The 25,595-nt window shown below is 44.0% G+C and carries 15 protein-coding genes; 9 read left to right on the top strand and 6 right to left on the bottom strand.

Annotated elements, in window-relative coordinates; all coding sequences use genetic code 11:
- Positions 1-177: 177 nt before the first annotated feature.
- The 6 genes from lnt (at position 178) to GO495_RS01785 (ending at position 8,536) form a co-directional block, all read left to right on the top strand.
- The gene (gene lnt / locus GO495_RS01810; protein WP_157297995.1) at positions 178-1,794 is read left to right on the top strand and encodes an apolipoprotein N-acyltransferase; all 1,617 of its coding nucleotides are present in this window, start codon (positions 178-180) and stop codon (positions 1,792-1,794) included.
- Positions 1,795-1,922: 128 nt separating this feature from the next.
- Positions 1,923-2,714 carry an alpha/beta fold hydrolase gene (locus tag GO495_RS01805; protein WP_157297994.1) on the top strand — a complete coding sequence of 264 codons (792 nt, stop codon included), beginning with the start codon at positions 1,923-1,925 and terminating at the stop codon, positions 2,712-2,714.
- Positions 2,715-2,794: 80 nt separating this feature from the next.
- Positions 2,795-5,374, top strand: a complete 2,580-nt coding sequence (locus tag GO495_RS01800) for a PKD domain-containing protein (RefSeq protein WP_157297993.1) — start codon at positions 2,795-2,797, stop codon at positions 5,372-5,374.
- 111 nt (positions 5,375-5,485) lie between these two features.
- Positions 5,486-7,417, top strand: coding sequence for a T9SS type B sorting domain-containing protein (locus GO495_RS01795; protein WP_157297992.1), 1,932 nt, complete (start codon positions 5,486-5,488; stop codon positions 7,415-7,417).
- Between the two features lie 11 nt (positions 7,418-7,428).
- Entirely contained in the window at positions 7,429-8,184 is a 756-nt protein-coding gene (locus tag GO495_RS01790; RefSeq protein WP_157297991.1) for an SDR family NAD(P)-dependent oxidoreductase, read from the top strand.
- A 205-nt stretch (positions 8,185-8,389) separates the two neighbouring features.
- Positions 8,390-8,536: a hypothetical protein gene (locus GO495_RS01785; protein ID WP_157297990.1), complete on the top strand. Its 147-nt coding sequence runs from the start codon at positions 8,390-8,392 to the stop codon at positions 8,534-8,536.
- Between the two features lie 40 nt (positions 8,537-8,576).
- Here the strand turns inward: GO495_RS01785 and GO495_RS01780 are convergent, their stop codons facing one another.
- The 5 genes from GO495_RS01780 to ruvA all read right to left on the bottom strand — a co-directional run bounded on the left by GO495_RS01780 (position 8,577) and on the right by ruvA (position 20,461).
- Positions 8,577-9,764 (bottom strand): sialidase family protein, encoded by a 1,188-nt coding sequence (locus GO495_RS01780; protein ID WP_170302617.1) that lies wholly within the window; start codon positions 9,762-9,764, stop codon positions 8,577-8,579.
- 5 nt (positions 9,765-9,769) lie between these two features.
- The gene (locus GO495_RS01775) at positions 9,770-12,037 is read right to left on the bottom strand and encodes a TonB-dependent receptor (protein WP_157297988.1); all 2,268 of its coding nucleotides are present in this window, start codon (positions 12,035-12,037) and stop codon (positions 9,770-9,772) included.
- 83 nt (positions 12,038-12,120) lie between these two features.
- Positions 12,121-12,477, bottom strand: coding sequence for a hypothetical protein (locus GO495_RS01770; protein ID WP_157297987.1), 357 nt, complete (start codon positions 12,475-12,477; stop codon positions 12,121-12,123).
- Between the two features lie 110 nt (positions 12,478-12,587).
- Entirely contained in the window at positions 12,588-19,838 is a 7,251-nt protein-coding gene (gene sov, locus GO495_RS01765) for a T9SS outer membrane translocon Sov/SprA (RefSeq protein WP_157297986.1), read from the bottom strand.
- A gap of 35 nt (positions 19,839-19,873) precedes the next feature.
- Positions 19,874-20,461 carry a Holliday junction branch migration protein RuvA gene (gene ruvA / locus GO495_RS01760; RefSeq protein ID WP_089779516.1) on the bottom strand — a complete coding sequence of 196 codons (588 nt, stop codon included), beginning with the start codon at positions 20,459-20,461 and terminating at the stop codon, positions 19,874-19,876.
- A 141-nt stretch (positions 20,462-20,602) separates the two neighbouring features.
- Between ruvA and GO495_RS01755 the strand changes: the two genes are divergently transcribed.
- Entirely contained in the window at positions 20,603-21,601 is a 999-nt protein-coding gene (locus GO495_RS01755; protein WP_157297985.1) for a beta-ketoacyl-ACP synthase III, read from the top strand.
- Positions 21,602-21,879: 278 nt separating this feature from the next.
- Here the strand turns inward: GO495_RS01755 and GO495_RS01750 are convergent, their stop codons facing one another.
- Complete coding sequence (locus tag GO495_RS01750; RefSeq protein ID WP_240915124.1) at positions 21,880-22,173, bottom strand: dihydrofolate reductase family protein; 294 nt, start codon at positions 22,171-22,173, stop codon at positions 21,880-21,882.
- A 1,127-nt stretch (positions 22,174-23,300) separates the two neighbouring features.
- On the opposite strand from GO495_RS01750, the gene GO495_RS01745 reads away from it, so the two are divergent.
- Together GO495_RS01745 and GO495_RS01740 are read left to right on the top strand one after the other, a co-directional pair.
- Positions 23,301-24,266 (top strand): T9SS type A sorting domain-containing protein, encoded by a 966-nt coding sequence (locus GO495_RS01745; protein WP_157297983.1) that lies wholly within the window; start codon positions 23,301-23,303, stop codon positions 24,264-24,266.
- Between the two features lie 829 nt (positions 24,267-25,095).
- Positions 25,096-25,587 carry a hypothetical protein gene (locus GO495_RS01740; protein ID WP_157297982.1) on the top strand — a complete coding sequence of 164 codons (492 nt, stop codon included), beginning with the start codon at positions 25,096-25,098 and terminating at the stop codon, positions 25,585-25,587.
- The last annotated feature ends 8 nt before the right edge of the window (positions 25,588-25,595 follow it).

Raw genomic sequence — 25,595 nt, 5'->3', positions numbered from 1 at the left:
ATTAATAGGGCCTCTTGTCTATGACAAGGGGCTTTGTTATTTAAGGGATTATATATAACAGGCCGTGTTCGCTGTATGGAAGGGATATGGAGTATTGGTTGTGAAGTGTTATTTTTGGAAACCCGTCTTATCGGACGGGATTAATTAAGCTCATATAATATACCTAGTACAATAGAAATGGCAAAAAGAAGTGCGCAAAGATGGGTTCCGGTATTATTAAGTCTTATTGGCGGGGCCCTATTATGGGCAGCATGGCCCACCTCTCCCCTTACCTTTCTTATTTTCATTGCATTTATTCCCCTGCTGCGCCTTGCGGATACGGTGGAGTCTACCGGAAAATACTACGGCTGTATCTATCTTTCTTTATTTATCTGGAATGCGGGCAGCACCTGGTGGGTAGGTAATACGACCGTACCTGTCAGCGGACTGGCAGCCAATCTTATTAATACCACGGTGATGAGCGTCCCCCTGCTGGGATATTATCGTATACGCAAACGATTAGGTACGACCGCCAGCTATTTTGCACTCATCGTATATTGGATAACGTTTGAGTATGTGCATCTGAACTGGGAGTTCAGCTGGCCATGGCTGAGCCTGGGCAACGCTTTTGCTATGCATCCTTCCTGGATACAGTGGTATGAATATACCGGTGTAAGCGGTGGCACATTATGGGTACTGCTGTGCAATATTTCCATTTATCACGCCTGGCTGTTACGCAAACGCTATCCTGTACCCATCTCTACCTTTATCTGGAAAACAGGATGGATACCGGCAGCCATCATCATCCTCCCATTACTCTTAAGTTCCCTGGTACAATATACTTTCAAAACACCGGAAGGCCCTTCTACCCCCGTAGTCATCGTTCAACCGAACATTGATCCCTACGATAAATTTGCGGAGAACAACGCATCCATGCAACTGGATAAATTATTACAGCTCTCCAAACAAAAAACTGATAGCCAGACGGCGTATATCATCTGGCCGGAAACAGCCCTGTTCACCAATGGCGCCTGGGAAAATAACCTGGCTACCGAAGGTAGTACGCAAAGCATCCATTATTTCCTGCAGCAATATCCAAAAGCTACGCTCATCAGCGGCGCCATTACCCTTAAACATTACGGGAAACCGGATGAGATTCCATATACGGCACGCAGTATGGATGATAACTCTTCGTATGATGTATTTAATTCAGCGGTACAGATAGATACTTCCGGGACCGTACAGGTGTATCATAAGTATAAACTGGTACCTGGCGTGGAAATGGTGCCTTATGCCCGTTATATGTTCTTCATGAAATACCTGGCATTGGATATGGGTGGGATCACAGGTAGTTATGGCCGTACTCCAGATGAAAATATACTGACCAGTACAAACAAACATATTAAAGTATCTGCTGCTATCTGTTATGAATCTGTATATGGAGAATATGTGGCAGAGCATGTGCGTATGGGCGCCAATCTCCTCTTCATTATTACCAATGATGGCTGGTGGGGAAATACAGAAGGGCACAGGCAACATCTGCAATACGCCCGTTTACGGGCGATTGAAACAAGACGCTGGGTAGCGCGCAGCGCAAACACCGGTGTCTCCTGTATCATAGACCCTATGGGAAGGATACAGCAACCCCTGCCCTACTGGAAAGAAGGAGTTATTAAAGGAAATGTAACACCCGGTTACATTTTGACGTTCTATGTAAAATATGGTGATCTTATCTCAAAGGCTGCATCAGCTTTTTGTATATTGCTGATCATATATAGTTATTACCTGCGGTTCAGGCAGAAGAAGATATCATAACCCGTTTGGATAGTAAGTGATTGATTGCGGTTTACGCATATATATAATCTGAGTTACATTATTCGTTACTTGTCAGAGGCCTGTCAGCTATCTGGCAAGTTAACCGTGTTTTAAATAAATAATTTATAATGCAGACTAAACTTTCTGCCGGAAATAGTACTCTAAACAAAGTAAAAGAGCCCGCTGTCGTATTGATTCATGGGTTTGCAGAAAACAACCGGATATGGGAACAACAGCAGGCTTACCTAAGCGAACAATTCTACGTGATAGCTCCGGACTTACCCGGCAGTGGGCAAACACCGCTTACTGAGCCACTTAGCATTGAGAGTATGGCCGATTTTGTTCATTCTACTTTACAGGCGGACGGAATTGAAAGCGCGGTGATTATCGGCCATTCTATGGGTGGTTATGTAGCCCTGGCACTGGCTGAAAAATATCCGGCCATGGTAAAAGGGTTGGGATTATTCCACTCTACAGCGGCTCCTGATAGTGAAGAGAAAAAAGAAGGTCGTCTTAAATCCATCAATATTATAAGACAATACGGAGGAGAAGCGTTTATAAAACAAGCATTGCCGAATATGTTCAGTCCTGTTTATAAACAGCAACATCCCGAACAGGTGGATGCCTATGTGACAATGGGAATGCAATGTCCGCAGGCATCACTGATATCATATTATCACGCCATGATCGACCGTCCCGATCGTACGGCTGTGTTATCATCCCTGCAGGTACCGGTGTTGTTTGTAATAGGGAAAGATGATACGGCAGTTCCGCTGAAAGGTGTATTACCACAGGTATCTATGCCCTATACCAGCAGTATACATATATTCCCTGAGACAGGACATATGGGTATGTGGGAAGTCCCTGAAGCCAGCAATGGCCTGTTACAGGAGTTTATTCTTTTTTGCCAACAATACTGATTGTGAAACGAACCCTCATACTGCTTTTTATCCTTTCCTGCGGGCTCATATCCCGGGCTTCCCATATTATTGGGGGCGAGATGTCATACAAATATATAAGCGCTACCTCTACAGGTGTCACCTACCAGATAACGCTGAAATTATTCCGTGTATGTACGCATGCAGATAATTTAGCAGAATTACCAGCTTCGGTATATTTCGGGGTCTTCAGTAAAACAGATGGAAGCCAGCCGGCCGGATTTCCGGTGCTGGTGCCACGTGCCAGCAAAGAAGAAAAGACATTGGCGCAGGTAGATCCCTGTATAGTAAACCCTCCAACAGTATGTTTCCAGATAGGTATTTATATTACAACGATTACAGTACCCATTAACACAGCAGGATATACCGTATCCTTCCAGAGTTGCTGCAGAGATAACTCTATGGCAAATATAATTGATACACACAGAGCTGATGACCAGGATAATTATCCGGGTAATGGCGCTTCTTATTTTACAGAGTTACCGGGATCTAATCCTACGGGTAATTCAAGTCCCGTATTTGCAAAAGATGAAGCTGTACTGGTTTGTGCGGGTAAGAAATTTACGTATGATTTTTCTGCTACTGATATAGATGGTGATAGTCTTTCTTATGTATTCTGCGAGGCATATGGCGGCGGACAGGTAACAAAAAGCAATGATAAAGAAGCTACTCCTCCTGCTGCTGTTGCTCCTCCTTATACGTCCGTACCTTATAAAAGCCCTTATACCGGTGGAGGCCCGTTGGGAACAGGTGCAAACATAGATCCTAAAACAGGCGTTATTTCAGGGATCGCTCCGCCGGCAGGTAAATATGTAGTAACCGTATGTGTGTATGAATACAGGAACGGGGTGCTGCTTGGTATCCATCGTAAAGATTTTCACATGAACGTTACTACCTGTGTGAAAGAAGTAGTAGCTGCAATGCCTGATAAATACAATGACTGCTCCGGTTATACGATTACTTTCCTCAATAACAGCACAGAGGGTAAAACGTACGACTGGAACTTCGGAGATGGTTCTACACTTACTACCACAAGCACAGATCCGATTCAGCATACTTATGCTGCGGATGGTGTGTATACGGTGAAATTATATGTTGATAGTTTAAGTAATTGCGGAGACAGTGCAACAGCGACCGCCTATGTGTACCCATTATTGAAACCTGCTGTCAGCATCAGCGGATTTTGCAGTAATACGATTACTACTTTCGGGAATAACTCTACCACATCCGGGCAGAGTGATGCGATCAATTATTATCGTTGGGACTTTGGCGTTAGTAATGTCAGTGATGATACCTCGTTGTTAAAAAGTCCCCAGTATAAATATCCCGGACCGGGTAATTACCAGGTAGTACTCTTATTGAGAACACTCAAAGGATGCGAGCGGTATGATACAAGTAATATCATTGTGTACAATAATCCTCCACTTTATACTACCGGTGATACTTTGCTGTGTATACGCAACTCATTATCACTTTTTGCAGAAAGTAATGTAGATGGTAATGTGGTCAATGGTTCTTATGCATGGACGCCCAATTATAATATCACCGGCGCCAATACGGCGACTCCGGTTGTTACACCAAAGGTGGATACCACATATACCGTTACATTCACTGATGCCACCGGTTGTACAAATACAAAAAGTGTAGCCGTTGATGTACGAGATAAACTGACCGTAAAAACGAGTGCAGACAGTACTATCTGTACAGGAGATGAAGTACACCTGCATGCGACTGTAGATGGAGACTATCCGCTTACATGGTATAACCTGGGCAACAATGCACAGGTTGGTGATAGTGCGGACCTGTATATTACACCTGATCCTCCTTCCGCTACATATTCTGTCGTAGGAGAATTAGGCGACTGCAGTGGCAGTGATACGGTGCAGCTCACGCTGATAGATCCTCCTGTTCCTGATGCAGGAGCTGATAGTACGATCTGTTACGGAGACCAGATACTGTTACAGGCGTCAGGCGGTACTTATTACCAGTGGTCCCCCACCTTTACATTACTGACACCACAGCAGTCCAGTACGATTGCCAGACCAACAGATACCACGATGTACATCGTTACTGTTACAGATACAAAGGGTTGTCCAAAAGCAGTAACGGATACCGTATGGGTATCTGTAGTGCCGAAGGTACCGGCCTTTGCAGGCAATGATACGATCGCTATACTCAATCAGCCATTCCAGTTGCATGCCAGCGGAGGCGTGTCTTATGTATGGACGCCTGTAGATGGCCTGGATGATCCTACTGTTTATAATCCGGTCACTATTATCAATCATGATGTTACGTATACTGTTACAGCCTATACGATAGAAGGATGTTCCGGTAAAGATGATATTCGTATACGCTTCATTGCCGGCCCGGATATTTATGTTCCAACGGGCTTTACTCCTAATGGTGATGGTACGAATGACGTATTCCGTCCTTTGCCTGTAGGTATTCTGCAACTTGAGTTTTTCCGGGTATACGACCGCTGGGGAAAACTAATGTACAGCACCAATGAATACATGAAGGGATGGGATGGATACTACAATGGAGAACCTGCTGCCATAGGTACTTACGTATGGGTGGTACAGGGGAAAAACATCAATAATGAAACTGTTTTGCGAAAAGGAACAGTTACACTTTTGAGGTAAGTGATGATTACCAAACGGCTGTATATACTGTTTTAATTGATGTTGCAGGGGTATTTTTTTTTCAGTAAATTCCTATAGGAAATTACCATTTCTATTACTGTACCCCTGTTAATGCGCAAATCTTTCATTCTGGCCCTTTGCTGCATTCTAATCCACGTTACTGCAGCTGGTTACCATATTATTGGCGGCGAGATTTACTATGAGTATGCAGGAATAACTCCGGAACGTGATAAATACGTATACGTTATCACATTAAAGCTATACCGTAATGCAGACTTTACCTGCGGAGATATTCAGGGTTGCCTGGACCACTTTGAGAACCCGGTACCTATAAACATTTATAATGCCAGGGGAGAACGTGTTCAAAATGCTATCCTCATATATATCAAAGAAACAAAGCCCCTGCGTGATACCCTGAAGAATCCCTGCCTTGCACCACGCACTCAAAACCTGGAAGTAGTTTTTTATCGTGATACGATTGCACTGGCCCCTATCAGAGGTGGTTATTACATTACTTACCAGCGTTGCTGCCGCGGGCAGAAACTGGCTAATATCTACGATTCTGAACATGAAGGTTCTACGTTTTATACGATGATCCCCGGTACGGAAAATCGCCCTACCAATAACAGTGTACACTTTAATAAAGATGCGGCTATCGTCATCTGCTCCAATCTTCCTTTCAGGTATAATTATGCTGCTTATGATGCCGATGGCGACAGTCTTACCTATAACCTCTGCGATGCCCTTACCGGCGGAACTACCCGCAATGAAGTAGCATCTGCCGATCCTCCGCCTTATAATACTACCGTGAGCTATATTGCTCCTTATTCAGGCAGCAACCCCATGGGTGGTTCCCCGCAGATAAGTATTGATGAAAACGGGCTATTGTATGGCACCCCTACCAAAGAAGGGCAGTTTGTTGTATCTGTATGTGTGAGTGAATATGACCGTAAAAGTAAAATGCTGATAGGCACCCATCATAAGGACATCCTGCTTACTGTATTCAATTGTTCTACCAGTATCAAAGCAGGTTTCCCTTCGCTCTTACAAAATTGTGTGGCAGATGCTGACCTCAGTGTACTGATTCCCAATTCCAGTAATGCCGGTTTTACCTCTGCTTATTACTGGAGCTTCAGCGATGGTACAGATACGATCACCTATAACAAAACAGTATTCAGGCATCAGTTCCCTGATACCGGGATGTATAAAGTAAAACTGGTGGTGAACCCCGGCCTGGCGTGTACGGACAGTACTACAGGAACTATCAGTAATTATCCCGGGCTATCAGCAGATTTTAGTACTTCCGGCTTTTGTAAAGGGAGCCTGATACAATTTGATGACCACTCTTCCTATACCTATGGAAAGATAACAGACCGGCGCTGGGATATGGGCCTGGAAGATGATAGTATGCTGAACCGCGCCTATGGTCCGCATGTAGACTTTATTTATGATAAAGGCGGCTTATACACCGTGGCGTTAACACTGTATACCAACCATGACTGTATGACAACGCTTACCAAAGATGTAAGGATCTATGAAGTACACCCTTTTGCCGGCAACGATACCATCATTGCCAAGGGACAGCAATTCCAGTTACATGCCACGGGCGGGGATTTTTACAACTGGTATCCACCGGAAGGACTGAGTAATACCGGCCTGCCGGACCCGATGGTCAACTGGAACCAGGATATTACGTATACGCTGAAAGTAGCGGATGTACAGGGATGTGAAGGGTATGACTCTATACATGTTAAGTATTATACCGGGCCTGATATCTATGTGCCATCAGCTTTCAGTCCTAACGGGGACGGGCAGAACGACCACTTCCGCTTTATACCGGTGGGCATCACCGAATATAATTTCTTCCGCATCTTTAACCGCTGGGGGCAGCTGATCTATTCTTCCACTGATTTCCGTACCGGCTGGGACGGCACTATCAAAGGCGCTCCTGCGCCTGTAGACACCTATATCTGGATACTGGAAGGAAAAGATTTCACTGGTAAAACAATTTTACGCAAAGGCACTGTAACTTTGGTAAAGTAAATATTCATTAAATGGCTATAGTTCTGATTACAGGCGCAACATCCGGGTTCGGTGAAGCATGTGCAAAAAAGTTTGCGGCTAACGGTTACGATCTTATTATTACCGGACGCCGTGCCGAAAGATTACAACTCCTTCAGCAACAACTTGAACAACAACATAATATCAAAGTATTACCCCTGTGTTTTGATGTAAGGGATGAGAAAGCGGTAACGGCCACACTGAATGCCATACCCGAACAATGGAAGGCTGTGGATATACTGATCAATAATGCCGGCCTGGCAATGGGCGCCAGCAGTATTGACCAGGGTGAATTCTCTGACTGGGATGTCATGATAGACACCAATGTAAAGGGACTGCTGTATGTATCCCGCACTGTGATCCCCTGGCTGAAGGCACAGGGCAAGGGGCATATCATTAACCTGGGCTCTACCGCTGCCAAACAGGTATATGCCAACGGAAACGTCTATTGCGCTACCAAAGCGGCGGTGGATTCTCTTTCCCAGGCCATGCGTATAGACCTGCTGCCATATCGTATTAAGGTAACTGCGGTACATCCCGGGGCCGCACAAACGGAGTTTGCAGTGGTCCGTTTTAAGGGAGATGCAGAAAAAGCAGGTAATGTTTACAAGGGCTTTACTCCTTTAAGAGGAGAAGATGTGGCAGACACAATTTATTATTGCGCCACCCTGCCGGCACATGTTTGTATTAACGATCTGGTGATCACTTGTTTACAACAAGCCAACGCGTACTACTTTCAAAAAGAATAAAAAAATGTCAAAATACCACATAGATGTTATGTCATAGTCGATATAATTAACATATATTTGGATTGGTGATTTACATGTGAAATATTGGCGGATGATGCAGTTATTTTTATTGAAAACCATATTATCCCGGGGGAAAATGAATGCCGACTAACTAACGTATTGATGATGCTAACTATCTATCCTAAAACCGATAATCCTAATCCCTATGCTTACATTTGCAACACTGTATTTGTTGCGCCTTTACTATCCCAAGTGGAAAGCAGAATGGCGCTTCTACGCTGACAAATCCAAAAGGAATAACTACGGTCGCTGGGCTACGCGCCAGGAATGGGCCGGAGCTTTTAGCTACTAAGCAGAGAAATCAAAGTCCCAGGCAAAGCCCGGGACTTTTTTTATTTGAACCTGTATACTACTTCTTCCAGCTCCCCTGCCTTCTTTGTATAAGCTACCAGCACCCTGCTATCATCCATCGCCTTTATGACCGGGAATGTACTGTATGAGGAATCTGAGGTGAGCAATCCTGTTTCCAGCACTTCCCCTTCTTTGTTCCGTTTCTGGAAACCGATACGGTAGTTAAAGTTATTAACCACTTTCACCGGCTCGTCCCATACCATCATCACACTTTTATCTCCCAATGCCGTTATCTGCGGATGCTTTGCCATGGGAGCCGTACTTACAGGTTCCTTTTGCGTATATGTTTTTCCGTTATCCAGAGACCTGCAATAGAATACTCCTTGTCCTCCCCCCATAGTAAACCAGGCAAAATGCATGGCCGTACCGTTCCTTACCATAGCCGGGCCTGTGTGCGGACAACCACGCACTACCCAGTTATCGGCACTGATGCGGCTATGTGTACTGAAAGAAGCACCTCCATCTGTAGATACCATATGCACCATATCACGGATAGAATCGTTGATGATATCCCGGAACGCAATATGAATATCTCCTTTTGTATCCGTATACAGGGCGGTACGGCAACACTGACAAACTGTTTCTGCCAGCGGCTTTTCCTGCTTAAATCCATCATGACCATCTGTTACTGCATAATACAATGTAGAGCCTTCATCATTTGTATGTTTGCGGTTATCCAGCCATATTGCAGCGGCTTCTCCATTGGGGAGTATCGTCATATCAAAATAACGCTGATCGTAACTGCCGGTATCAGCTACCAGTGACTGTGGCGTCAACCATGTTTTACCACCGTCAGGAGAACGGGTGTACAACACCCGTCCTGCATATTTGTTACGTGCATCATTCTGCTCTACGCCATACATCGCTATCACCTCTCCATCGGGCTTAAATACCATCTTGGGCATATTCTCTGCATGTGGTAACACACCTGTTGACGTTGTTACCGGCAGCGGTGCTGAGAAGGTATCATTTGCGGATACTGCATAATACAACATACCTGTTTCCGCTCCCTTCTCTGTTTCTATCCAGCTGATGACTGTTTTTCCATCTGCCGTTCCCGTTATATGTGCACACGATGCATCTTTGCCTTTATTGGAAAGTATATGTTCTGAAACATCCTGTTGTTTACAGGCTGCTATCAGCATCATTGATAATATCCATCCTCTCATCATTATCATTTTTTACCTGTAAATGTATATGCCAGGCCAATATTAAAAGTGCGTTTAGGCCCTGGTCTGTAAGTAGTGCCGTAAGCGGTTTTCTCTGATGTAGTTGAATAGATAATGTCTCCGATATTGCGGCAGTTCATCCAGCATTCAATATTTCTCCAGGCATATCCTGTGCGTGCATTCAGCAGGTTGTAACCTTTGTAATATCGTGTATTCTGCGGGTCCATATAATAACGGCTGATGTGCTGCCACTCACCACTTAAACGGAACCCTTTTAATTTCCATGTGAGTTCCGTATTCATGATTACTTTAGGCGCACCGCTCATCTGGTTACCATCATATACGACTCCTTTTTCTATGTACTTATTGAAGAAGTGTTCTGCATAAGTACCACTGCTCCGAATCCATAAAGAACGTAAAACCGCATACCGTACATTCCATTCTATACCTCTGTGAGTAGTACCTCCGGTGTTACGGTTTTCATAAGAACCATCATTCAGTTTTACACTGATGATTTCATTGGTGCCATTCATTTTGTATACACTTACATCTGCATATCCTTTATCATTCGCAAAACCAAACCATCCACCTGCCTCATAGTTCCGATAAGTAGCAGGTTTTAATACAGGCACTTTCACACCATCGTATAATTCCGAAATGTTAGGTGGTGCAAACCCTACGCTGTAATTGGCATATAAACCGCGGCTTCTGCCAAAGTCGTATGTAAGGCCCAGCTTGGGCGTAAGCGCATTGAAATTATTACGGTCGTCCGGAGCACCGGTATATGCAGACGGGGGAAGATGATTATCAAAATTATAATCCATCCTGTCGTAACGTACTGCTGCCAACACTTTTAATCCCTGTACCAGTTCCATATCCAGTTGCGCATAAGCGGCTGTGTTTAGCAAGCCTGCATTATAGTCTGTTAATACGGAATCTGTTTTAGTGTAACCGGTAAAATAACCTGCGGAATTTTTAGTAACATCGATGTAATTAGCAAGGTAAGTAGCAGGGCTGTAATCTGCACTGACACCAGCTATCAGCGATGCATTTTTCCATGCGAACTGTTTCTTATGCTGTATAATAAGACCATAACTGTTAAAGCTGTCATCATTGATCTCACCGGCCGCTTTTAACGGATCTGTTGCTGAATTCTTAAGTGCATAAAAAGGATTCTGTCCTATGCTGTTATGCCGGAAGAATGCAGTAAGCGTAGTGTGATTCGTATTATCCCAGGTATGTTCCAGAGTACTTCTGTATCGTAGTGCATTTACTTTACGGTAGGAGAAGGTTTGAAAATTGCGATAATCCTTGTTGTAAAAATGTGTGCTGTCTAAACCGCCTACCTGGTCTGTATAATAGTTTACCAGTGTGGCTGCGTTGATCCATTTATTGCGTTCGTTGATCTGGTAATCTGCACGCAGTGTTAATGCCAGTTTATGAAAATCACTGTGGTCCATGTAACCGTTGCGCTGATCAGCATAATATCCGCCGATGGTAATGCCTGCTTTATTAAAAGTGTTGGATATATTGAAGTCGGTACGTTTGTACCCGCGGTCGCTGGCCTCTGCCTGTACTTTTACGGCAGGTTGTAAAGACGGAGCAGCCGTAATGAAATTAACTGCGCCACCTACTGCTTCGCTACCATATAAAGAAGATGCAGGACCTCTTATCACTTCAATATTTTTCAATGCAGCCATATTGATCTCTATCAGTGCATTGTGGTTAAAGTCGCCTATTGTACGGATAGGAATACCATCTTCCATATACAGGAACAAACTCTTATAGCCAATAGGCTGACGGATAGCCATAGTATGCTGTTCATTGCCCAGGTCTACCATGTATACACCACTTACCTTGTTCAGCAATTGTTCCAGTGAGGTAGCTTTTGTATCTCTCATTTCCTGTGTGGAAATAGTGCTGATAGCTACCGGTGCATCTGTACGGTTTTGCCTGTCGCGACTGGATGTTACAATGATCTCGTTCAGGCTGGCAGTTTTTGGGGTTAATGAAATGATGAAAGGTTGTTGTAATGTGAGTTTTCTTGACTGGTATCCGATGAAGGAAACCTGTACGGAATCTTCTGTTTTGCCGGTTGATAATATAAAATGCCCGCGAGCGTCTGTACTGCTGCCTTTTGACTGGTGCAGTAACTGAACGTTTACGCCTGGTAATACTTCTCCTGTTTGTGCATCGATTACGCTCCCATTTATTTGCGCGCGCGATTGCATGAACAGGAGTATGCCTGTTACAATTAATATAAATCTCTTCATGTTGATAGATCAGTTGTTGATAGTCGTGAGTGCACCCGCCGATATCGTTATCAGCGAATGAACATTATTCATCTGTATATCAACTAAGCTTGTGGGGGGCGAAAGAAAGAGAAGGAAGGGTTGTGCAGCGCAGGGTCCTGGTAAAAAGCGGTTACCCGTGTAAAAGGAGCTAAAGGCTCGAAGCTAAAGGTGATGAGATCGTCTATGAAGACTATCTGTTCCTTTGCTGAAGTGCTGTTACGCTCCTGTTGCTGATCTTTTTCCAGTTGCTTCCTGAGGTGACATTTACCGTTACAGTGCATTTCAGGTTTATCCCTGTTTTCGCACAGTACGTTCGCAACGTAGCTGAAATTGATTTTGTATTCCAGCATAATCACGAACTGGTTGAAGTTTTGCAACAACAACCCGGTCAGGACGGATATGAGGAAAAAATATTTCACGGCGTAAAGTTAGGGAACATCAATTAATTAGAAATGATAATTATCAGTGTAAAAAATGACAACTATCAGCATAAAAAAACTCCGGAGTTTTTTGCTCCGGAGTCTGATATTTATTGTGCCAGCATAAATCGTAGTGTGAGGCCTCCCCTTGTATTCGTAATCGGATAAGCGGTGGAGATAACCGGTATCGTCTGCCTTCGGTCATAGAAGAAGCGAAGGTTGAGCCGGTTATTGACCACATAATCTATAGATGGAGAGATACCTATTACTTTCTGTCCGCTGGTAGGGATTACCAGGTCGGCATCGAGCCTGTTGTTTACGGTCTTATCATCACGGAAGCTCATATCCAGTCTGAAGTTCATATCGTTCTGTACCTTCTTGCCATCTTTAGGTGGCCCCAGGAAGGCGAATTTAACGTTGCGTAAGCGGTAGCTACCGCCGATGGTGATTTCACTGGAGCGTAATTCCGTCAGCTGATAATCTATCAGACTAAGACTGAGGGAGCGGCTCTTTTTGAATTCTACTCTTAAGTTCAAACTGTTGGTAAGCGTCACATCCACACCCAGCAGCGGCGCAAACTGTTCTGTCATGGTGATGTTCGGTAACATGAAGTATGGAACATAGTTACCGGATACTGTATCCACGAAACCAGGATAACCAGCCAGGCGAGGATCTTCATACAACAGGTTGGTATTGTAAGAACTCATGCTCAGTGAACCTACATAAGCATGTGTTAAAGAGACATTGGTAAAGATACTTTTGAATGGTTCCAGTTTGGTGAGCCCATTATAAGTAATACGCCAGTTTGGTCTTGGAATATAGTTACTGAAAGGATTACTGCGTACGCTGGCTGCACCGCCATTCTTCAACAGGCCAATCTTCTCCGGGTCTTTACCGGTGTAGGCAGCCAGGAAGGCAGGAACCAGTACATCCTGTGCATAACGGCCATAACCATAGCGGTAGTTCGGATCTTTGGGATCATTAATGGGAACTCCCGGGTCTTTGTTATAAGGGTTTAGTGCACCAAGACGGGAAGAGATCGTCTGACGGTAACGTTGGAAATCCGAGAAGGTTTTCGTGGTCCCTGTTTCTGAATCTATTTTTCCGAAGATGGTTTTTACTGCCAGGTAAGAGATTTCAAATCCACCGGCGTCGTATGGACTAAGATGTTCAAAGCCGTCACCGCTGAGGTTCTTGAACAACTCTGTATGTGTTTTAGTAAATGATTTGGTAACATTCAGGTCTATACGCAGATCTGTTGCCGGTTCCAGTTGTGCCTGGATCTGCAGACGCTGTGTAAATTGCTGTTGATACTGAACGTTAAACAATGTATCCGGTGTGATCAATCCTCTCTTTGCAAAATTATCCAACCAGGCTTTGTCCGGCTGTTTACCTGCCACAAATGGAATACCCGGTGCCATGCTGGCCCAGTTCATACCCAGTATTTTGGTACTGTCTATATAACCCGGCAATCTTGTACCACCATTTTCAGAGTAGTCAACATTAATACGTTTGATAGACAACAACGGTTTCATTACAGCTTTCAGGATAGGAGAAATCTCCGGTGTAGTTTCCTGTTTGGCCGGTTGCTTGTTTGGCGGTTGTTTGTTGCCATTCATGCCTTGCTGGTTCTGTTGCTGATTAGGTTTATTCTTATTACCGGAGTTGTTGATCGCTCTTAAGAACTTAGAACGGTTGTACAGGTCAGAGAACTTAAACTCTGCCATGATCGTTTTCTGCTGGGTATTCTCTATGGCATTACCAAGGTATTGTGCCAGCAGGGAAGCGCCAGTCCAACGGTATTCCGCAGAGTAACCCAGTGCTATGTTCGTCCAGCTTAACAGCGGGAATTTCGAAGTAGGCAGTGTGTAGGTTGCGTTAAGCGTATGGAAGTAGTTGGTGGTCCTGCCCAGTTTGAAGAAGTTACTCCAGAGAGAATCTTTCTTCGCTTTTGTATTGAGTCTTCCGTTAGGTTCGTCGATACGGGCATTGTTCACTGCGTTGAAATCTATGCTCAGGCTGCGGGTAAGGTCCCATTTAAGGCCGTAGTAACGATCGAACGTAAAGTACTTATTATAGGTTTCCGGCAGTTTAAAGGTACCATCCCCACCCACGTTCCTGATACGGGTAGCACCAAACTGGCGGGTAACGTCTGCGCGGAAACTGATGAGAGAAGGTACATAGTTCACGTTAAAATCGCGGATCAGGTCCAGCCAGTGGGTTTTAGTTTTGAACAGTTTCTTGAACGGCTGATAGAATTTGCTCTGGCCGCTGAAATTGTACCCCAGCCCACCGCGATGTTTGGTGAGTACGTCGTTTTCTATAATAGGGCTATGCGTCAGTGTTTGAGTATATGAATAGCTGATATCGAAGTTTTCGATATCCCAGAGGTGGCTCTTTTTACGGTTCAGGTTCAGCTTACGTACGTTGGTAAAGTTCAGGCTTTTGATAGAGGTAAAGTCTTCTGCCGCTCTTCTGATAGAATCTCTTTCGTAGGCGCTTCTTGCCATTCTCAGTTTATCCTTCAGTTTAATATCCAGGTCGTAAGGATCGTATTCCGGACGGCTTACAGCCTGGGAATACCCGGCGTATACAGGGATGCTCAAGCCTGCTTTCTTAGGTAACAGTTTACCCAGGTCCAGGTTAGCAGCAGCATCGTATTGCAGGTAGTTATCGCGGAAGCGTTCATTCACGCGCTGGTCCAGGTTACCGAATCCGGCGGTGTGCATATTACCGGAGACGCTAACGGTACCCAGGTCGGCCAGTTGTACATCCACACGTCCCAAACCGGCATAACCACCTTTCTCATCCAGTCCGGACAGGCGCAGTTCATTGAACCAGACTTCACCACATTTGGGTAGTCCGTCATTTTTAGGATTGGTGATACCCAGCAACATGGTCCTTACATCTCCGAGATTAGGGTTACCAACCACACTAATAAAACCACCATTCGCATTCTGTTCGGTGTAAGGTTTTAAAGGGGAACAGGTATCGCACTGGTTACGGCGTTGTTTCAGTTGTGTAAGCGTTGACAGGTCCAGGTCTACATTATTGGCATCCGGCCAGATTACCTGGTTGTTAGTGCTACCCCATGGAGTCACTTTCAATGGTACCTGGTATTCGTAGTAGTTTTCAACGAAGTCACTACCCATGCGGATCACTGCACGCAGTTCACCGTCTTTCAGGGAGTTAGCATCATTCGCAGCCTCTGCGTGCAAATCTAATTGCAGTCTTTTATACTGGCGGAGGTCCATGTTCAGGTTTTTGGAAACACCGCGGGTATCGCCATCTTTCAGGTCGCATACCTGTAAGGACATGGATTGTTCATTCAGTTGCAGGGTGGTATTGTTGGTACTTACTGTATTCTGACGTACTACACCCGGAGGCAATACATATGGTATAGGCTTGCGGGAAGAGTTCTCTTCGATGTTTACAGCGGAAGTATTAAAAGAAGTAGCATCATCGTTTGGAATAGGATCGCCTGCCTGCAATTTATAGTTGTACTGGCGCCACTGGTTACGTACCAGTTGCAGTTTGGCGAAACGAACGACTACGGAATCTTCGAAACCGGTCAGGAACATACGCATGAAGCGGATGGATTTGAAATCCGGAATGCTGCCTACTTTTTTGTCGAAGCCATTCACCGGCACTTTGAACTGGTACCAGTTTTCGGTAGTCTTGGTACCGTTGGCCAGGGTCACATCTGCAACGATCTTGTCCACGATGTAGTTAGTACCCACCACCATGTTTGGTTTCAGGTTCACGCGGTACTGGAAGTATTCTTCTGTTTCGTTGAGGGTGTTATCCCTGTTCAGGTCTTCTGATTCCGGAATATTTGTAGCAGCGGTAGAATAAGCAGCATTGGTAGAAACCGGGGAGTTGCCTTCCGGATTGCTGTATTTCTTGTAACGCTGCAGAATAGGCGTGTTTGAATAATCCCGGTAATGTTTGTAATCGTCATTGGACGGATCCGCCTGTGCTTCTCTATAGATCTGGGAACCTATACCGAAGTTGGCAGCCAGTCTGTCCAGGTAACTCTTACGGAACACAGCCTCATCATTATCCTGTAAACCATCATAACCAATGTCCTGGTACTTACGGATTTCAGGGTCATTATCAAAGGCCTGGGTAATCTGCTGCTGGAATTTAGGAGTACGGCCCCAGATGGAAGTGTCTACTTTAGCCAGGTCCGTAGTAGGATTTGGCATCCCGTTCTCGAAGAACTTCTTGGAATCTTTCAGGATATCTTCAGAAACGTTACCAAGGTTAAAATAGAGCTGCCCACCGTTACTGTTAGGTTCTTTAATGAAAGGGTCCTGTATCCAGAATTCGATAAACTCTACGTTTTGTGTTTCAAAGTCACTGTTATCGATGGAGCGCATGATACCCGCCCATTTCTTTTTAGGCGAACGCAGTTTACCGTTTGCATCTATACTATCTGCGCCGGCCGTAAAGTTATAAGGGCCCCGTTCTGTTGGGTAATAGGCAAGGTCCAATGTACTCAGCTGGCTTTGTCCGAAATCGGTAGAGCGGTTGGCAAATACCTCTGTCTGGTATACCAGGCGTACACGGGGATCCGACTGATCATCCTTACTGATACCTGCCGGCAACCCTCCTGAACTGGGGATCTGTAAGGTAGGTTCAATAATATACCAGGCCAGTTTGGCCCTGTTTGTGCCGTAGGTAAGCTGGTCATTGGCATTCGCTTCCGGGAACAAAATGGTACCGGTGCTATCGGACGCATCTTTTGGAGTAGAAGCCAATGCCCAGCTGGTAGCCGGGAATTTGAGGTCGTACCCACTCTGCGATCCTTCAAAATCATCAATATAGATCTGTCCCTGGTTACTACCGGATGCATTTACCAGTTTACTGTGCCCCGGGAACAATTTCGCCACCTCACCGGTGAACATGATATTCGACGGAGTGGTGCTCTTATAGTTAGGTAATTTATTCAGTAAGCGGGTAAGCCCTTTCCACTGAGAGTTATAGTTTACGTCGAAACCTACCACGGTGTTCTTGATGGGGTCTTCCCCGTAGTTCACTTTCTGGTAGTAAGGACGTTCACTCATCCTGGCGATGGTAGATCCTAAGCTCAGTTTATCATTCACCACATAATCCAGGCGGGTACCAAAGTAATTTCTTACCTGTGTACCAAAGGCCGCATTATTTTCAAACTGTACGTTGATAGCCTGACCGGAGTTCAGGATACCTGAGTTGATGATTTTGATACGTCCCAGGTTATAATCTATCACAAAGTCCACATTCTCACGGAGTTGCTGCCCACCTGCTGTTACCGTTACGGAACCGGGAGGGATGTTATAACCTCCCAGTTGTATTTCAGAGGAGTTGCTGGATTTATAGGAACCTTTGATGATATATCTGTTCAATTGCGGGAACTGCTGCGCCACTACTTTGATGGAGTCGTACAACACTCTGAAGAGGTATTGTTTCTCAAGGGTTGCATCTCCTTCAAAAGCTTTTTGCACTCCACCGGCGAATGGTTCCAGTTGAGGGAACATGAGACGGCCGGTTTGAGAATTGATCGTATACCCTTCCACATAGTCAAATACCCCATCCGGTTGCGGGTCGTTCTGGTTATTCAGACGGTCCAGGTTCAGGATGGTAATCAGCGGCGCCCCGGTCCACTGACCTTTGGCATCCGGCAGATAACGTTTATCACTGGGAGCACGTGTTTCTGTACCCGGATCTTTATAATATACGTCCATTTTAAAGTCGGCCCGGTTAATCTGGTAGGCACCTGTAGAATAGATGTTCTTCATCATCAGGTCCCAGATGGGCAGATTAGGACGGGCAGAAGTAGCTTTCAGCAATTTCAGGAAGAGGATCTTCTGATTGGCGCTGTTATTCTGATCGGGCGGCACGTCCTGTGAGAACTCTCCCACATTATGTACACGTCCGTTATAAGTATACTGATACGCAACAGCCAGTACCTCATCGGCCTGTAGCTGCTGATTGAGGGAGATAAAACCTAATTGCCTGTTAACAGTATACTCTGAGGAGTCCAGTTTACGGGCAAATGTTTTTTCATAGTCCTGTACACCCTGGAAACCGTTGGCTTGTAACTGGCTGACTACCGTACCTGTATACCGACTGGCTGGACTGGCGGCCATAATACCATACAGGTTATTGGCACGGTTGTCTGTCAAGTGGTCGCTTGCGGATCCAGACGGGGTTACATTAGGACTATATGGTTTGTATTCACCAAGGTCCATCAGACCCACCACGTCTCTTGTATTGGTAGTAGCACCTGTTTTATTGGTTACCCATACCTCTATGCGGTTAATATATGCAAGGGAACGGATCACCGGCAGGTTGCTCATGGAGTAGTTGAAGGTATCGCGGAAGAACTGCCCCAGTAAGAAGTGGCGGTTATCCTCATATTCGTCTGCTTTTATGGAGTAATCCTGTACCTGGCTACCGCCTTTAATGAGCAGGTTTTGTTTCTGGGATTTCTGATTGGACAGTACGCTGGTCACTGTTAAACGGCCAAACTGTAACTGTGTTTTGATACCAAACAGGGATTGCACACCCGAAATAAGTGAACTGCGTAAAGGGAAACTCACGTTCCCCGCTTCTATCTTTTTAATGATTTCGTCGTCGTAACCGGTATATTCCAGTTTTACCTGGTTTTCAAAGTCGAAGGTAGATTGTGTATTATAATTGGTGATCAGTTTCAGTTTGTCTCCGATCTTACCGGTTACGTTCATATTGATATTCATATCGAACGCAAAGCCGCCGGTTTTACGGGCCTGTTCTGTCAGAACCGGGTTCTTGATGTTCTGGCCTTCGTAGCCGAAGGTCAGTTCCAGGCTACCTTGTGGTTTGATATCCACTTTGTTACCACCAAAGATCCTGTCGAACAGTTTACTTCCCTTGTAGAGTTCCGGACCATCACTTTTCTGGTTCAGGGAGCCTAGTGTGCTGGCCCTTTTCTGCCAGTAGTCCTGTTCACTTTTCTGGGATTGCAGTTTGTAAAACTCGTCGAAACTCAGGTAGGTAGGATTGCGGTAGTAGTGGTCTCCTATTTTTTCTGTGACAGTATATTCTTTGGTAATCGGATCGTAATCAACTGTTTTTGAGATACCGGCAGGATCTTTCAGGTCCATTTTATTTTGCACCGGATCTGTGATACTGGTACCATAGCGGTCTTTGATAGGATATTTCAAAGTATCCTTCTTTACAACGGTATCTTTAGCCGTGGTATCAGTCTTCAGTTTTGGTTGCCAATTGGTACGATCATTGTTGGTGTAACCCGAACGATTCCTTGCTGCAGTGTCAACAATAAAAAAAGATGCAACTCCTATTACTGCTATAGCACCGAAATATGTCTTTCTTGACAAGAGAAATAGGTTTTTATAGAGGTCAGGGTAAAGTTTTAAAGACCTTTCAGGGATTTTTTAATCAGCCCTTCCAGATCTTCCAATAGTGGTTCTGCTTTAAGTACTTTGGAAATAGCCTGTTCCGCTACATTTCGCGCAATTCCCAGTGTGACTAATGCATTTAACGCATCTTCCTGCATTGTATTGTTTGATGTAACAGATATTTGATATCCAATATCTTTTTGTTTCTTAAACTTATCCTTTAGTTCCAGTATTAAGCGTTTGGCCGTTTTAGCCCCTATCCCCTTAATGCTTTCCAGCATCTTTTCATTTTCCATTGTAATGGCCCGCTGGATATCTTCCGGTTGTAAAGAAGACAACATCATACGGGCGGTATTGGCGCCAATACCGGATACGCCCATGAGTAACAGGAACATACTACGTTCCGCTTCGTCAAAAAAGCCATACAGCGTATGGGCATCTTCCTTTATGTGGAGGTAAGCCAGCAATTTGCAGCTTTCCAGCGCCTGTATGCGTGAATAGGTGTTAAGACTGATCTGCACTTCATATCCCACGCCCTGCACATCGAGATGTACCATGGCAGGGGATTTATAGGACAGTTTTCCATTGAGGTAAGCAATCATACGGGTATAAAATGTTTGGCAAACCTAGTAAAAATTTAGCAAGAAGGAGGCAGGAACTACCCCCCTCTTTATTTCTTATCCTACGATTTCCAAATTCTTATGTATTTTTACGCCCTCGTTTAAAACATCTATATTTCTAATATGACTAAAATAACGGCCGCTATTACGGCGGTAGGTGGCTATGTACCCGACTACGTGCTTTCTAACAAAGAACTGGAAAAACTGGTTGATACTACAGACGAATGGATTATTACCCGTACAGGGATAAGCGAAAGAAGGATATTGAAAGGCGATAAGATGGGGACCTCTGAGCTATGTGTACCTGTTGCGCTGGAAATATGCCGTAAAAGGGGGATTAGCCCGGAAGAAATAGACCTGCTGATAGTAGCTACTGTTACGCCAGACATGGTATTCCCCGCAACTGCCAACATTGTAACTGATAAAATAGGCGCTAAAAATGCCTTTGGATTTGATATAGCTGCTGCCTGTTCAGGTTTCCTGTATGCACTGGACACCGGCGCAAGATTCATAGAAAGTGGCCGTTATAAGAAAGTAATGGTAATAGGAGCCGATAAAATGAGTTCCATTATTGATTACACCGACCGTACTACCTGTATCATTTTCGGGGATGGTGGCGCCGGCGTACTGCTGGAACCAAACGAAGAGGGATATGGCTTAATAGACAGTATCCTGAAAAGCGATGGTCATGGCCGCGAGTACCTTCATATGAAGGCGGGCGGTTCTGCACAGCCAGCTACCCTTGAAACTATTGCCAACAGGGAACACTATGTGTACCAGGAAGGTAAAATGGTATTTAAATATGCGGTAGGCAATATGTCTGAAGCAGCTCATGACATTATGAAGCGTAACGACCTGACTCCTGAAGATATCGCATGGCTGGTACCACACCAGGCCAACAAACGTATCATTGATGCTACAGCACACCGGATGGGACTGCCAGATGAGAAAGTGATGATGAACATCCAACGCTATGGTAACACCACTGCGGGCACACTTCCTCTTTGCCTGTGGGACTACGAAAAACAGCTTAAAAAAGGTGATAACCTGGTATTGGCTGCCTTTGGTGGTGGGTTTACCTGGGGAGCCAGTTATGTAAAGTGGGCATACGACAGTAAATAATCATCTGTATATAATTTCAAGCCGGCCTAGTAAGGAAACCCGCAATGAGAGCTACCATCTGGACACATTTTTTTTTCTATTTTTGAAATAAAATGTGTCCAGATGGTAGCTCTCATTGCGGGTTTCCCATTTGTCGTGCCCAGAACAGGTATGTGTTCTAGCCAGTTGGTATCGATTTTTAAGAAATTAGTATCTGATAGAGCAAAATTTCGTTTAAACAATTCTCAAAGTCCTCAGGCTAGTTTTGAAAGACAGCCTCCCTTTTATAAAGGCACTTTTTAAGCCTTCTTATAATGCATACATACGCCCCCATTGGCGAAGATCTTTGAGCCTACCAGTGTGAGCTGTGTTGTTTCGTGTGCATTTTTGAAAAGAGGCATACCCTTGTCCAGCAGAACAGGGTTTACAAACAGCCATAATTCATCTATTAAATCGTATTGCAACAATGAGTGTGTTGCTGAAGGGCTGCCCAATATAAGCATCTCTTTATCGGCCTGTTGCTTTAGTGCTTGTATGTGATGTTCTACTTCTTCACTAATGAAAACATTATCGGGCAACTGCTTGCCCTGCATGCTTTTAGAATAGAAACACATCGATACAAAATCTGTTCAATGAAAAAAAATATCCATATATTCTTATCCGCCGGCTGGCTGTGAATTTAAACAAAAACTCGCTACATATTTAGGCGATCAACAACAAGATTATATTCCTATAGACCCTCTAAATATAGATGGATAGGGCTTCATATTTTGGAGAAAACGAGGACATAGGTGAAATCAATAAATTGAACACCGGGAAACAATATTCAATCAACTCAATCGGTTATATTATCAATACACTGTATAATCTGATGATGAAGATTTTTATAAAGTAACGTGATATGTAAATATTGAGTTAATGAGCAGATCTGTAGCGGCTCAGAAGAGATAGAAAAAGGAAAGGTCGGAGAAATTTGAGGTGCACTAAAATCTTAGACAAAAGTTTAATAATTTAAGCGGTTTAAGTTCAGTATTGTACTGGGCTCAAGCCGTTTAGTTTTAATTGAGAGAGACTATAAAACATATTGTGTAAAAAAGTTTTCCGGTATTCGGATCAGCGCACACTTTTCTATCTTCCTGCCTTTCGCCAACTCATCCACTAACTATCCAAATATCGAACTTGTTCTGGTTAAAGGATCCTCGATTTCTTCTATACGATAACCACAAATACCCTGGTAATGAGATTTGCATTAGGGATTACCGATTGCATATATGCATTTGCCCGGAGGCTTACGTCATTTCCATTAACAGGAAACGAATATCATCGTTATTTGTAGTACTGTATTCTGTGAGGTATTTTTGATGTCAGCAAATGCAGCGACTTCATATTCTCAATCCTGCATATTAGCATGGTAAGTGTATCCGATTTTTTTACAAGTGCCTGAATGGCGTTATAGATTATACATCTGAATTGAGGTGTCTTAATGGCTCGCCTAAATTAAACAAACTTAATGTAGCTAAATGAAAATATTTCCTACATTTGATTGTTGTTTAGTATACCCAGAATGAAATAGAATAACCCGGTAATGATATTCCTTTTATTTTTTAACCCAGTTTTAAAATTCCTCATGCCATACCCATGTTAATTATTCACCTTCAAAAATAGACACCCTATGATTAGGAAAATTACCCTTTTACTATGCTTTTTAATTCCCTTTTTAATGCAGGCTAAGGCTCAGGATAATATCGCTGAAGTAGATGGCCCGCTCTCTGTTTGTGCTAATGTCCCCATAACATATAGGGTCATTTTCAACAATACCTGTTCAAATCCAAATGTTGTTGATATCAGGAAGTACAACCAGAATATGGGAGGTGGCAACCTGATCTCTCATACCTTTGTTACCAGTGGGACCCTTTCCGATGGTCGACTTTACCAGGATTTTAATCTGACCTTTAACATTAACTTTGGTTCCTTTCCCAATGGTGATTTGATCGGCATTGTGTTTCAGTCTGTCTGCAATGCAGATAATAATACAGGGCAACTAAAACCTCTTTCTATCAGCATTATACCTCCACCCACGGTAGAGATCACCGCAGACAATAATGTAATAATTACCCGTCAGATCTTTGCAGGTGTTTACTCAGGTAGTAAAACACTCAACGGTTATGTATCAACAGCCACAGCAAATACTACTTATAAATGGTCTGTAACTGGTAATTCATTCTCCGTTAGCGGAGCGGATAATCTGTCTACAGTAAGTATTTCTTCCAATACAACTGTTCCCACTTCAGGAACTGTTATGCTTCAAGCCGGGGTGAGTGGTTGCGGTACATTGAGCGCCTCTTTCAGTATTACTGCCAGGTCTGGCACTGCAAGGCTATCAAATGCCACAGCTACCAGTGCTTCCACTAAGCTATCTGCTGATGATCCAATACAGCTGGTGATTTATGGCAACCCTGTAAATGATAAAATAGTAGCAAAGATTACAAACATTCATGATCTTATGAAGAAGGATGTACTGATCTATGATGCCAATAACCACCTGGTTAAAATATATCGTGGTTATACGAATAACAGCACTATTAATGTAAATATCAGCGATTTAAGTAATGGTGTATATTTCCTTAATGTTGTTTCTCCCGGAACGGCTCTTTCACTTACTAAAAAATTCGTAATTCAGCGGTAATGCTGTAGGATTGATTTGAACAAGTGTGATCCAGTGGTCTCGCTACGTGTCGGCGCATGTTTTTGTCCAACACCAACACGTAGCCCGGGCAGCTCTTTTGATTTTTCATGCAATGTTGAATACCGCGAGTGCTTTCGTTAACCGGCATAAAAAATCCAACCGCTGCCCATTTCGTCCGCCACCTGCCAACTGACCCCGGTCTTCATCTAATTCTTTGTCCTTGCGCTGCGCTCAAGACTAAGAAAAATGACGAAGATGCGACTTGCTACAGCGGGGCCAGAATGGCGGCGGTGGCGGAAGACCTTTATGTTAAAGACCCTTTTGTTAGATGCCAGATAAGCAAATTGAAGAGAAAATATTAGTCAGTAACTTCCTGACACTTGTATTTATCCTGAAAGATGGTTAAACCAATTACAAGTAATCCAAATTGAACTATTTAATTCTTTTGAGAATTATAAACAATTATCAGGCTCAGGTGTAAAAGATAGAGAAACTTTGAGTTTCAACAATCCAAATCAGTGCAGTAAAGATCGATTAGTGCGTAAGTTCCCAGAGGAAGCCCAAAACCAATTGCATATTAACGGATAAGTCGCGTCTTTTTGAACATCTTTCCAGCCAACCACGGCAGGGAACCTACCAGGTTAAAATAGAGGGAGACAAAAAACGAAATACCAAAACCAGAACAACTACTCTTGAAGTACGTTTTAGCAAAGTTGAAATAAACAAACATTAATATTCGGCCCGAGAGCTTCCACATAAAGTAAGTTTATATGGTATTGAAGCTAAAGAAGAAGGCGATCAAATCCCCAATCCCATTCACTGGAGATTATTGACCACTAAAAAAGTAGAAGACTTAGAAGCCGCCCTGCTTTGTATAGAATGGTATACCTGTCGGTGGATCACAGAAGTATTCCGAATTTTAAAGAAGGAAGGCTTTGATATAGAAGCCAGTGAACTTTCTCAGGGTAAAGCTATCAGAAAGCTTTGTTTGATGATGCAGGAAACGATCATCAAGCTTTTTATTGTGCAAATTGCCTATGCAACAGAGACTAAAACAGACTCGCAAAGTTGCTTTTCAAGGGAAGAAGTGCAATGCATGGAATGGCAGGCCCCACAACTCGAAGGCAAAACTGAGAAACAGAAAAACCCATATAGATCGCCCGATTTGAAGCGATATATATGGGTTATTGCCAGATTGGGAGGATGGAAAGGTTATAGCTCCCAAAGAAAACCAGGTATAACCACCTTTGGGATAAGGCTACAAAAATTCTCTGCCATTATGCAAGGATGGTTGCTTTTTAGAGATGTGTCCACACGGTAGGATTATGG

The organism is Chitinophaga oryziterrae (assembly GCF_009758125.1).
Classification (GTDB): domain Bacteria; phylum Bacteroidota; class Bacteroidia; order Chitinophagales; family Chitinophagaceae; genus Chitinophaga; species Chitinophaga oryziterrae.
The sequence above is the reverse complement of the archived record's forward strand: the minus strand, read 5'-3'. Positions and strand labels throughout refer to the sequence as shown.